This is a genomic window from Aquimarina rhabdastrellae (assembly GCA_947387485.1).
GTDB lineage: Bacteria > Bacteroidota > Bacteroidia > Flavobacteriales > Flavobacteriaceae > Aquimarina.
Genome location: CANDNT010000004.1, coordinates 206,416 through 218,430, shown reverse-complemented (window position 1 = coordinate 218,430; position 12,015 = coordinate 206,416). Strand labels below are relative to the sequence as shown.

Here is a 12,015-nt window from a genome sequence, read left to right as displayed (position 1 = left end):
TATTAAATCATAATTCAAACCCAAATGAAACGAATTGTTTTAGCCTTAAGCTTACTAACACTAGTTGCGTGTAGTAAAGAAGAAAAACCTGTAGATTATGTCTTGTTTTCAGGTAAAATAACAAATAAGAACAATGATAAAGTAGTTGTATCTGGAACAGATTTTAAAAAAGAGATTAAAGTTAAAGAAGATGGTACTTTTAGTGATACCTTAAGAATACCAAAAGAAGGTCAGTTTTCTTATGCTATTGCTCCAGAAAGATCATCATTTTATATTAAAAATGGAGATAATATCAATTTGACTATTGATACAAAAGAATTTGATGAAACTATTGCTTATACAGGAAAAGGTGCAGAAAAGAATAATTATTTAGCAAAATGGTTCTTGGAGAATGAATCATTCAGAGAGCATTATAAATTAGAACCTACGGCTTTTTTAGAAAAAGCTAAGGCTTTTAGAGCACAAGCTGATCAGAATTTAGCGCAAATCAAGGATGCTAACTTTGTTGCTTTTGCAAAGAAACAAAATGAATATACCTATTATAGTTCACTTAACGGCTATATGGATAGACATATGTATGCTAATAAACTTACAACACCTATTGAATTACCAGAAGGGTTTTTAAAAGACCTTGAAGGGATTGATTATGATAATGAAGCTGATTTTCTAGTGTATGATGCATATAAGTCATTAGTACTTTCATCTGCTTATGATAAAGCGTCTGAATTAATTAAAAAAGATACTACAAAAAGTTTTGCAGGACATATAATAGCAGTAGCAAAAAATAGCAAAAGTCAAGCGGTTAAAGATGAATTAGTAAAGAGTTTGACTTTCCAGATTAACGCTAATACACCAGATCTTGATGACGTTTTTAACGGAATTATGACAATGAGCACAGACGATGCTTTTAAAAATGAAGTTAAAGCCAATTATGAAAAAATGAAAAAGTTAGGAAAAGGTAAATCTTCACCTGATTTTGTTGATTATGAAAATTATAAAGGAGGAACGAGTTCTTTGGCAGATTTTAAAGGAAAATATGTATATATCGATGTTTGGGCTACTTGGTGTCAACCTTGTATTAAAGAAATACCATCTTTAAAAGCTATAGAAAAAGAATATCATAATAAAAATATCGAATTTGTAAGTATTTCTGTAGATAGAGATAAAGCTCATGATACTTGGAAAAATATGGTAGAGAAAAAAGAATTGTCAGGAGTTCAATTGTTTGCAGATAAATCTTTCAGATCTTCTTTTGTAGAAGAATATGCAATCAATGGTATACCTAGATTTATCTTGATTGACCCAGAAGGAAATATTGTAAATTCTGATGCGCCTAGACCATCTTCTCCAGCATTAAAAACTTTATTAGGAACTTTAGCTATATAAAGAATAGAAAATAGAATTTATAAAACACCTCTAAATATATTCTTTAGAGGTGTTTTTATTTAATTATGTATTTCTTTAAATAAAGTTCGAGTATTTACAGTATCATAAATAATCTGTAATGAATTGATTTTATGGTGCTCATCAACAGTTAAAATATCCACTACATCAAAAGTGACAATTTTACCATTTTTTAAAGTCCATGTATACTCAAAAAATAAGGCTAACCTTAAAGATTCTTGTTCTTCAAACATACCTTTTACTTTTAGTTCAGATGCAGTAGTATCTTCACTTAAAGTAGTATAAAAAACAGAAGCTTTGTTCGTACCATACAAAGGAGACTCAACAATCCCATTTTCGCTGAAAAGCGATATGATAAGATCAACATCTCCCTTTTCTAAGGCAGAAATATACTGTAATGCAATTTGTTTTAGCGTCATAGAATATGGATGGTTTAGGTTTATCTATTAAATTTACAAAAAGAATTTAACAAATCACTATTCTATATACGCTTCAATGTTTTTTTGTAAGTCGTTGACTTTTATTGTATAAGATTCTAGTTGAGACAAAACTGTTTTAGATTGCTTTTCAAAATACCCTTTTACTGTTCCAAATAAGGATTTGTAATACGAGATACCTTCATTTAAATTCTTTGAAAAATTTAGTAATTGTTTTTGTTGCTTAATACGTGCATGTTTTTGAAAATCATCATAACGATCTTGTAGATAGTTAACATAAATATCTAATTCTTTGATAAACATATTGGGGCGATCTTGTCTAGTGATCATTTGATTACGTCCATAGATATGATCTACGATATGTTGTAAACTCATTATTTTGGAAAAATAAGCAAGGTTAGGACCAGGACAAATTGAAACACCTTCGCCTTCGACTTTTGTATCTTGATTATGAGCTAATAAGGCAGATGTACCAAGTCCTACACAAGTACATGATTTCTCTACAATTTTAGCATAAGCTTCTTGATAAGCCTCTTGTGATAACTCTTGAGCATCTAACTCTTTTATTTTTTGATGTTGGTATTGTCTTGAAGCAGTGCAAAGACCTCTGTCATTGAATTCTTTATTGAGTGCTACGTATTTCTTAGGACAAGGACTACCAGGTTTACCTTTTGCAATACGAGTAATTTTTTCAATATCTTTTGTATTTCCTTTTAAGCTATTAAAAGGCACTCCTAATGGAGAAATATCACTCAGGTATAAATCTTCTTCTTTAGCTTTTACAAGTTGAGTTAAGGTTTTATTATCTACAGAAGTTGTCTCAGGAACTAATAAAAACGGAGAACCCCAACCTACAGAATTTACTTTATAATGTTGTTGTAAAAACTGATGTTCTTCGGCAGTACCTACACCACCTTGAGCAGAAATTTTAATAGCTAACTTCTCTTTTGGTACGGTGCGTTCTTTTTGCTGTAAAGCATTGCATATAATAGGATAAATGGTATCTACTAATTCCTGTTTTTGATCTCTAAACTGAGCTAGAATAGGCCCCAGTAAATAACCGTCGGTAGCAAAGGCATGTCCACCACAATTAAGACCTGATTCTATGCGGTACTCAGAAACCCAAATTCCTTTTTTGGCTAAGAATTTCCCTTGAATTAAAGCAGATCGGTAATCGCTTACTTTCAAAACTATTTTCTTTTTAATAAAACCAGTTTCATCTGGATAAAAATCATCAAAAGCTTCAATATAACTATACAATCTAGGATTCATTCCTGCAGATAGAATAAGAGAAGAAGAAAGATCGCTTTGAGCAAAACCTCTTAAAGCAGCATGAGCATCATTGTAGATGCTAGGTAGCTTTTCTTTTTTTTGATAATTCTCTTTGTCTACCTTGGTCATGATATTTACATCAATATTTCCTATAGCTAAATTTTCTTTAAGCCAATTGGTAATTTCAGCAGTATCAAAGGTGTTAGCAGTTAAACGTCTAAACTCTTTTTTTAGCGAAGACGTGTCTGGTAGAAGATTAAAATAGTTTTTAAGTTCTTCGTTAGTTTCTGTCCAACTCGTTTTGAGTGTTTCAAATTTTTGTTGAACAGTGTCGTGCATTAAATTAAGATAAGAAGTAATACGTTTTGCTCTAAAATCTTCAATATTATCTGTAATCTCTTGATAAGGGACTTCTAATTTTTCGCAATATACTTTTCTGATCTTTTCGATTAAAACATCATCCACAAGGGATATGACAGAATCGATACCTAATGCAGCTACCTTAAATGGGGTATCAATAGTAAATCCAATTCCCATTACAGGGATATGAAAGGTATGTGTTTTCATTAGTAAATAGGTATAATCTTATAATAGGTTTAAAATAAACGGGGAAGATATGGAGAGTGAGATCGTCAAAAAATGACAGCGGTTAGGTTTTAATGTTAAAAAAACTGAATGATGAGGTTATCAAAATGTAAAAAAATCTAATAGAAATTAATATAAAAGTACAAGTTTACTGTTTGAATACGTGTGTTTTATAGGGTTTTGTGCTCTGTTTTTTAACCAAAAGGAGATTTTTAAAACTGATAAATGTCATAGTTCTTGAGAGGCATAGCAAGTACTTTTGGTATAAGAAATAGAATAGAAAAGATGAAGACGAATTTAATCCAAAAATACAATATAGCAGGTCCTAGATATACTAGTTACCCTACTGTTCCTTACTGGGATAATAGTTCTTTTTCATTGCAAAAATGGAAAGAAACATTACAGCGTAGTATAAAGGAAAGTAATCATAAAGACGGTATTAGTTTATATATACATTTACCATTTTGTGAGAGTATGTGTACGTTTTGTGGATGTAATAAACGCATTACAAAACGACATGAAGTAGAGCAACCTTATATTAAAGCGGTATTAAAAGAATGGAATCTATATTGTGAATTATTTAAAGAACGTCCTCGTATTAAAGAGATTCATTTAGGTGGAGGAACTCCTACCTTTTTTTCGACTGCGAATCTGGAGTTTTTGATTAAAGGAATTTTGCGTAGAGCGATAGTTGCAGAAGATCATGAATTTAGTTTTGAAGGACATCCTAATAATACGACCAAGGAACACTTACAAACCTTATATGATTTAGGTTTTAGAAGAGTGAGCTATGGGATTCAAGATTACAATCCAGTTGTACAAAAGGCTATACATAGAATTCAACCTTTTGAAAATGTAAAAAAAGTAACAGAATGGGCTAGAGAAATAGGATATACATCTGTAGGTCATGATATAATTTTTGGATTGCCGTTTCAAACTCTTGACCATATAAAAACGACTATAGAAAAAACAAAAGAATTATTACCAGATCGTTTGGCTTTTTATAGTTATGCTCATGTTCCGTGGATTAAAGGAAATGGACAACGAGGATTTAAAAAAGAAGATTTACCATCTGCTGAAGAGAAGCGTATACAATACGAAACTGGTAAAGAAATGCTCTCTAGTATAGGCTATGAAGAAATAGGAATGGATCATTTTGCATTGCGTACAGATAGTTTGTATAAAGCTATGGAAAATGAAGAACTACATCGCAATTTTATGGGATATACAACCACAAAAACACAAGCGATGATAGGTTTAGGAATTTCTTCTATAAGCGATAGTTGGTATGGTTTTGCTCAAAATGTTAAAGGATTAGAAGAGTATTATCACTTGATTAATAACAATATAATTCCTGTATATAGAGGACATATATTAAATGAAGAAGATGAAGTTATACGTAGACATATTTTAAACTTGATGTGTCACTTTAAAACTTCGTGGAAAGATAAAGAATTATATTTTAATGAATTACCAGATGCTTTGATAAGATTAAAAGAGATGGAAGCAGATGGGTTAATTACTATAGAAGATAAGACAATTAGCGTAACAGCCAAAGGGCATCCATTTGTAAGAAACATTTGCATGGCATTTGACTTGAGATTACAAAAAGATAAACCGGAAACACAACTGTTTTCGATGACCATTTAAATGTAAACCCCAAAATTAATTAGTTATGAAGAAAATTATTGTACCTGTAGATTTTTCTGAACATTCTGAATATGCATTGGCTGCTGCTGCAGAATTAGCAACACAATTTGAAGCTGAAATATTAGCTGTACATATGCTTGAAATGTCAAATACGATGTTGATACGTAATAACTCTCAAGCACACACAGAATCCGTTTTCTTTTTAAAGCTTGCAGAACAGAAATTCGAAACATTTTTGGATAAACCTTATCTAAAAGATATTAAGATCACACCTATAGTTAAGCATTTTAAAGTATTTAGTGAGCTTAACGAGTTGGTTAAAGAACATGGAGCAGACTTGATTATCATGGGATCTCATGGAGTCCATGGACTTAAAGAGTTGTTTATAGGATCTAATACAGAACGTGTAGTTCGTACCGCATCAGTTCCAGTTTTGGTTGTTAAGGAACAATTACCATCGATACAATTTAAGAAATTAGTATTTGCAAGTAATTTTGCTACCGAAGATTTAGAAGCTTTTAGAAAAGCAGAAGCGTTCTCAAAATTAATTGGAGGAAAACTATATCCTGTATATATCAATACACCAAGCCAATTTGAGAGCACTATAGAAATTGACAATCAGATTAAAAGTTTCTTAATCAAAGCTGATGGAAATTTAGATCGATTAAAAGAAGTTGCACATTATTCAGATTATAATGTAGAAAGAGGAACTTTTAATTATGCAGCTCAAGTAGATGCAGATATTCTAGCAATTTCTACTCATGCACGCAAAGGACTCTCTCATTTCTTATACGGAAGCATAGGAGAAGATATAGCAAATCATGCGACTTTACCTGTAATTACGTTCCATATTAATTAAAAGTAATTTAGGTAGCCTAAATTAGGACATACTGTATTAAAAATATTAACGATAAGTTATTTGTTAGAGAAGGAAGACTGTTTAAAGTGTTGGTCATTTGATCAAGCTTTAAGCAGTCTATTTATTTAGATTTTATATTAGCTTCACATAAACGTATAATTTCTAGAATGCGTTTTTGACGAGTTTCTTTTCGCTTTGCTTGAAATAACCAATACAAATATGCTTTACGATAACTAGGGCTAAAATTGTTATAATTTATAAAGGCCTTAGGATTTAAGCTAAATGCAGTTTGTAAGTCTTGAGGTATAATTAAATTTTCTACATCATCAAGGGCTACCCAGGAACCATTTTCTTTGGCAATAGTAATCATATTGATACCGCTTTCATGCATAAGGCCTTTTGCAGTAAGATCTTCAATATAAGATTTATTGAGTTTACTCCAGACGCTTTTAGGTTTTCTAGGAGTGAAGTATTGTCTACGACGTTCATCGTCTAATTTTTTTACAGTAGAATCAATCCATCCGTAACATAAAGCAACCTTAACGGCTTCTTCCCATCGCATACTAGGTATTTGAGAATTAACTTTATAAAAAATCAAATAAACTCCTTTTGCCGTGTTGTGATGCTCATGTAACCATGATCTCCATTCTTGAGCTGTTTTAAAGTATAATTCGGGTAAATCCATAATCAATGTGAAAATTTAAAAATACAAATTTGGCAGCAAAAGAAATAAAGCGAATTCTAATAATAAAAAAAAGAGATTCTTAATCAAGAACCTCTTTTGCATTTAAAGATATATGATATAGAAAAAATCCGATTAGGATTGTAACTGCATATCTGTACTTTCAAAGATTTTATCTGCAGAATTAGCTATAAAACCTGTAAATAAACTTCCGTCTGCTTTAGGGTAACGGAAAGCAAACTCATAATAACAAGAAGTAATTTTCTTATTACCTTCTTTAAACTCAACGTCAACAACATCTGCAAGAATACTAGATTGCTCTAATAATTGCTCAGGTGTACCTTTGATTTCACCACCAGAAGCATTTAATTTAAATCCTTTTTCTTTTAAGAATTCGTTTACAGCTTGTAGTGAAGTAAATGTATCTAATTTATTTACATCTACAGTAAAGTGATTAGAACAGAATCCATTTACATACATCCATGCAGCATATTCTGATTCTTTCATTAGAGTTTGGTATACATCAAAAGAAGGAGTATCCCATAAACGCCCCTCAAGTATTAAAGCCTCTTTGGCTAATTGCTCAGCGTCAACACTATCAACAAGATCTGTTACAGTTTGTTGTAGCGCTGCAGAAAATTCTTCAGTAAGTAATTGACTGATGAAAATTTTTGGAGCGTTAGTATCTGTTGCATGCTCAAAATGTCTAGCAAATAATTTTTTTGCTTCAAAACGATATTCACCTTTAGGTTCATAACCCATTGCTAAGAAAGGTTTCGCTAAAGCTTCAATATCAATCCTAGGATCGTTAAATGTTCTTATAGCGATATGATCGTTAAAAATAGTATTTCCTTCATTCTCAAAAAGATCTTTTACCTTTTGAGCAGAAGGTGTTTTAGCAGTGTATTGTTTCCAAAGTTCCTCAAAAAATAGGTTAGTGTCCATCTACTTTCTTTTTTTGAGCAAAAATACTAATTTTGACCATTGTTAGGTTTTAGTAGAATGATTTTTACATTTTAATGAATGTTTTTGTGTCAAATTAATTTTAAAATTCACCTAACAAAATCATTTTGCTGACAACTTTATAGAATAGAAGAAAAAGATGAGTCATTTTGATTATGTAGATCAACAGATCTTAACGTATATACGAGAAGATGCTAGAAAACCGTATTCTCAAATAGCCGACGAGTTAAAGATTTCTAACTCTTTGGTGCATCAACGTATTAAAAAATTACAGCAAGAAGGAGTGATTGATAAAGCTGCTTTTGCTGTAGATGAACAACGTATAGGGTATAAAACTAAGTCTTATGTAGGAATAAGATTGAGAGAAGCTCGATTTGCAGTATCTGTAGTTAATGAACTACAACAAATACAAGAAATTGTAGAATGTAATTACGTATCTGGTAATTATGCAATTTTCATCCTTATTTTTGCAAAAGATAATCAGCACTTAAGAACCCTATTATATGAGCAAATTCATCAAATTGATGGCGTTGCAGGAACAGATAGTTTTATCTGTTTTGATACCAATTTTAAAAGACCAGTACCTCTAGATATCATTCAGAAGAATATATGAATACGAACGAATTAAAAGCCCTTGAGAATCGTCTAGATGGAACGATTTTAAATGATAAACTAACAAAGACGCTTTATGCGACTGATGCATCGGTTTATCGTAAAACACCTTTGGCTGTAGCTTTTCCTAAATCAAAGAAAGACCTTAAAGAATTAATTTCTTTTGCCAATACACATAAAGTAGGGATCATTCCTAGAACAGCGGGGACTTCGTTGGCAGGACAATGTGTAGGAGAAGGAATTGTTGTAGATGTATCTAAACATTTTACGAGGATTCTTGAGCTTGATGAAAAAAATCAAACAGTGAGGGTTGAACCAGGAGTAATAAGAGATGATCTTAATAGGTTTTTAAAACCTTATGGATTGTTTTTTGGACCTAATACGTCAACTTCTAATCGTTGTATGATAGGAGGAATGGTAGGTAATAATAGTAGTGGTACTACTTCTATTCAATATGGCGTAACTCGTGATAAAGTTGTTGCCATAGAAACGCTGTTGTCAGATGGTAGTGAGGCTATTTTTAAAGCTATTGATAAAGAAGATTTTCATCAAAAGCGAACAGCTTCTACTTTTGAAGGAAGTTTATACCAAAAGCTATACGATGAGTTGAAAGATGATGCTGTACAACAAGCGATATTTGAGAATTTCCCTAAACCAGAGATACATCGTAGAAGTACAGGATATGCAGTAGATGAATTGATTAATACTACTGTTTTTAAAGAAGAAGGTAATGATTTTAATATGTGTGATCTTTTGGCTGGAAGTGAAGGAACTTTGGCCATAAGTACAACAATAACATTACAATTAGATAAGCTTCCGCCTCAAGAATCTTTAATGATAGCGTCTCATTATAAATCTATAGCAGATTGTTTACAAGATGTAGCACCAGTAATGGATCACAATTTGTTTACATGCGAAATGATGGATAAGACGATTTTAGATTGTACAAAAAATAATAAGGAGCAATTAAAGAATCGTTTTTTTATAGCAGATGATCCTGAAGCTATTTTGATGTTAGAATTAAGGGCTGATAATCTCGAAGATTTAGAACGTCAAAAGGATGCTTTACTAGAAAAATTAGCTAATACAGGTCTAAGTTATGCTAATCCAATTTTAAAAGGAAAAGAGATCAATCAAGCTTTAGAATTAAGAAAAGCAGGTTTAGGATTATTAGGTAATATCGTAGGCGATCGTAAAGCTGTTGCATGTATAGAAGATACAGCAGTAGCTCTAGAAGATTTAGCGCCGTATATAGCTGAGTTTTCTGATTTGATGAAAAAGCATGGACAAGATGCTGTATATTACGCACATGCTGGGGCTGGAGAATTACATTTGCGTCCGATTTTGGATCTAAAGAAAGGTGAAGATGTTCGCTTGTTTAAGCAGATTACTGATGATGTAGCTACTTTGGTCAAGAAATATAAGGGATCGATGAGTGGTGAGCATGGTGACGGAATCGTAAGAGCAGAGTATATACCATATATGATAGGTGATGCAAATTATCAAATGCTTAAACGTATTAAAAAAGCTTTTGATCCCAACGGAATTTTTAATCCAGGGAAGATTGTAGATGCATATCCTATGAACGAATCATTACGTTATGTTCCAGATCGTAAAGAGCCAGAAGTAAAAACTTTACTAGATTTTACAGATTCTCTAGGGATATTAAGAGCAGCAGAAAAATGTAATGGAAGTGGAGACTGTAGGCGATCCCCCGAGGCTGGAGGAACTATGTGTCCTAGTTACCGCGCTACCAAAGATGAAAAAGATACAACAAGAGGTAGAGCTAATACACTACGTGAATTTTTAACAAATAGTGATAAAGTCAATAAATTTGATCATAAAGAACTAAAAGAAGTTTTTGATTTGTGTTTAAGCTGTAAAGGATGTGCTAGCGAATGCCCATCAAATGTTGATGTAGCAGCACTTAAAGCAGAATTTCAATACCAATACCAAAAAGCGCAAGGGACTTCTATAAGAACTAAACTTTTTGCCTATAACAATGCTTTCAATAAAATAGGAAGTTATACTCCAGGGTTGACAAATTTCTTTTTTACAAATAAAGTGACATCTGGATTAATGAAAAAAGCAATGGGAATTGCTCCAGAAAGAGAACTCCCTACATTGCATAAGTTTTCATTAAAAAAGTGGTGTGCTTCACATTTGGAAAAATTACAGCCAGAAAACCCAATAAAGTCGGTATATTTTTTTATTGATGAATTTACCAATTACTTAGATACTCCTATAGGTATAGATGCTATAGAAGTACTAACTAAATTGAATTATAAAGTTGAGGTAATTGATCATGAAGAAAGTGGTCGAACGTTTATTTCTAAAGGATTATTAAAAGAAGCACAACGTGTAGCTAATAGTAACGTAAATACGTTTAAAAATATAGTTACTACAGAGAAACCTTTACTAGGCGTAGAACCTTCAGCTATACTTACATTTAGAGACGAATATGTACGATTGGCTTCAGATAAAGATGGTGCCTCAAGATTAGCAAAACATAGTCTTATGCTGGATGAATTTTTGGCTAATGAGATGTCGCTAGGTAATATTACAAAAGAGCAATTTACAACAACAAAACAAACGATTAAATTACACGGACATTGTCATCAAAAAGCATTGTCTAATATATATCATAGTTTTAGTATTCTTAACCTACCAGAACACTATAAAGTTACTATTATTCCATCAGGATGTTGCGGAATGGCAGGGTCTTTTGGATATGAAAAAGAACATTATGAGGTGAGTATGAATATTGGAGAACAAACATTGTTCCCTGCTGTACGAAAGGCTCCAGAAGAAACTATTATCGCTGCAACAGGAACAAGTTGTAGACATCAAATTAAAGATGGAACTTCGCGTAATGCAAAACATCCTATAACCATATTAAAAGAAGCTTTAAAATGAGTTCGACCATAGAAATTATTCCTGTAGAAAATAAGACGTATACGTTTGATCAAATTTGTAGTTTAAGTCAGCAAAAATTAAATACTTTCTTAAAGAAAATAGGAGTGGGAGAAATGACCATTTCTGCAACTTTACGAGATGAAGAAGAAAGTTATAGCTTAGGATGTAATCCTGAAGCGAGTTTTAATTGGCAAGAAAATGAATACATCTGGTTTACAATTAATGATATAGATGGAGGTATACAAGTTTATAAAGACCAAATAAAAGATGAATTGATAGATCCTACTAATCCTTGGTGGTGTTTGGATGATTTAAAACAATGCAATACCAGTATTACAGACCTAGATCAACGATTAGAAAAAGTTAAAATTGTGGATACATGTTGGTATGTGAATCGCAATTTTGGGATGCAAGCAATTTTTTATGTATTACAAGGATGCATAAGCGAAGCATTAGCAGAATTATCTCAAGGAATTATCTGGAATGAAGATGGCGCTTGGGAAATGAGCAAATTCCCTACACTATCAATTGATTTTTCAAGTTGGTATTTAAATGCAGAAGCAACAGAAGAGGAGCATTATAGAGAATTAGCAAAAGACTGCATTAAAGAAATAAAAGAGAAGTTTTCTTGATTT

General features: G+C 31.9%; 10 protein-coding genes. 6 read left to right on the top strand and 4 right to left on the bottom strand.

All coding sequences use genetic code 11. The features are described from left to right. Positions 1–24: 24 nt before the first annotated feature. The gene (locus ACYEKI_RS09510) at positions 25–1,386 is read left to right on the top strand and encodes a TlpA family protein disulfide reductase (protein ID WP_459210955.1); all 1,362 of its coding nucleotides are present in this window, start codon (positions 25–27) and stop codon (positions 1,384–1,386) included. 59 nt (positions 1,387–1,445) lie between these two features. Here the strand turns inward: ACYEKI_RS09510 and ACYEKI_RS09505 are convergent, their stop codons facing one another. Beyond that, positions 1,446–1,823, bottom strand: coding sequence for a nuclear transport factor 2 family protein (locus ACYEKI_RS09505; RefSeq protein ID WP_459210954.1), 378 nt, complete (start codon positions 1,821–1,823; stop codon positions 1,446–1,448). Between the two features lie 57 nt (positions 1,824–1,880). Next, positions 1,881–3,680: a hypothetical protein gene (locus tag ACYEKI_RS09500; protein ID WP_459210953.1), complete on the bottom strand. Its 1,800-nt coding sequence runs from the start codon at positions 3,678–3,680 to the stop codon at positions 1,881–1,883. A gap of 303 nt (positions 3,681–3,983) precedes the next feature. On the opposite strand from ACYEKI_RS09500, the gene hemN reads away from it, so the two are divergent. Together hemN and ACYEKI_RS09490 are read left to right on the top strand one after the other, a co-directional pair. Beyond that, entirely contained in the window at positions 3,984–5,348 is a 1,365-nt protein-coding gene (gene hemN, locus ACYEKI_RS09495; RefSeq protein ID WP_459210952.1) for an oxygen-independent coproporphyrinogen III oxidase, read from the top strand. 25 nt (positions 5,349–5,373) lie between these two features. Then, positions 5,374–6,207 (top strand): universal stress protein, encoded by an 834-nt coding sequence (locus tag ACYEKI_RS09490; RefSeq protein WP_459210951.1) that lies wholly within the window; start codon positions 5,374–5,376, stop codon positions 6,205–6,207. A 121-nt stretch (positions 6,208–6,328) separates the two neighbouring features. Here the strand turns inward: ACYEKI_RS09490 and ACYEKI_RS09485 are convergent, their stop codons facing one another. Together ACYEKI_RS09485 and ACYEKI_RS09480 are read right to left on the bottom strand one after the other, a co-directional pair. Then, a complete protein-coding gene (locus tag ACYEKI_RS09485; protein WP_459210950.1) occupies positions 6,329–6,892 on the bottom strand; it encodes a YdeI/OmpD-associated family protein in 564 nt (187 codons plus the stop codon). A gap of 132 nt (positions 6,893–7,024) precedes the next feature. After that, the gene (locus ACYEKI_RS09480) at positions 7,025–7,834 is read right to left on the bottom strand and encodes a 2-oxoadipate dioxygenase/decarboxylase family protein (RefSeq protein ID WP_459210949.1); all 810 of its coding nucleotides are present in this window, start codon (positions 7,832–7,834) and stop codon (positions 7,025–7,027) included. 157 nt (positions 7,835–7,991) lie between these two features. Here ACYEKI_RS09480 and ACYEKI_RS09475 point away from each other — a divergent pair, with 157 nt between their 5' ends. The 3 genes from ACYEKI_RS09475 to ACYEKI_RS09465 are packed head-to-tail and all read left to right on the top strand — an operon-like array spanning position 7,992 to position 12,012. Next, entirely contained in the window at positions 7,992–8,465 is a 474-nt protein-coding gene (locus tag ACYEKI_RS09475) for an Lrp/AsnC family transcriptional regulator (protein ID WP_459210948.1), read from the top strand. Next, positions 8,462–11,380, top strand: coding sequence for an FAD-binding and (Fe-S)-binding domain-containing protein (locus ACYEKI_RS09470; RefSeq protein WP_459210947.1), 2,919 nt, complete (start codon positions 8,462–8,464; stop codon positions 11,378–11,380). The genes ACYEKI_RS09475 and ACYEKI_RS09470 overlap by 4 nt, the downstream gene beginning before the upstream one ends. Further along, entirely contained in the window at positions 11,377–12,012 is a 636-nt protein-coding gene (locus ACYEKI_RS09465; protein WP_459210946.1) for a hypothetical protein, read from the top strand. Before ACYEKI_RS09470 ends, ACYEKI_RS09465 begins: the two co-directional genes overlap by 4 nt. Positions 12,013–12,015 lie beyond the last annotated feature (3 nt).

Bases quoted from the DNA above. Each gene is read 5' to 3' on its own strand.
- hemN (WP_459210952.1), top strand. From the start codon at position 3,984: ATGAAGACGAATTTAATCCAAAAATACAATATAGCAGGTCCTAGATAT.
- ACYEKI_RS09490 (WP_459210951.1), top strand. From the start codon at position 5,374: ATGAAGAAAATTATTGTACCTGTAGATTTTTCTGAACATTCTGAATAT.
- ACYEKI_RS09505 (WP_459210954.1), bottom strand. From the start codon at position 1,823: ATGACGCTAAAACAAATTGCATTACAGTATATTTCTGCCTTAGAAAAG.
- ACYEKI_RS09465 (WP_459210946.1), top strand. From the start codon at position 11,377: ATGAGTTCGACCATAGAAATTATTCCTGTAGAAAATAAGACGTATACG.
- ACYEKI_RS09475 (WP_459210948.1), top strand. From the start codon at position 7,992: ATGAGTCATTTTGATTATGTAGATCAACAGATCTTAACGTATATACGA.
- ACYEKI_RS09480 (WP_459210949.1), bottom strand. From the start codon at position 7,834: ATGGACACTAACCTATTTTTTGAGGAACTTTGGAAACAATACACTGCT.
- ACYEKI_RS09510 (WP_459210955.1), top strand. From the start codon at position 25: ATGAAACGAATTGTTTTAGCCTTAAGCTTACTAACACTAGTTGCGTGT.
- ACYEKI_RS09485 (WP_459210950.1), bottom strand. From the start codon at position 6,892: ATGGATTTACCCGAATTATACTTTAAAACAGCTCAAGAATGGAGATCA.
- ACYEKI_RS09500 (WP_459210953.1), bottom strand. From the start codon at position 3,680: ATGAAAACACATACCTTTCATATCCCTGTAATGGGAATTGGATTTACT.
- ACYEKI_RS09470 (WP_459210947.1), top strand. From the start codon at position 8,462: ATGAATACGAACGAATTAAAAGCCCTTGAGAATCGTCTAGATGGAACG.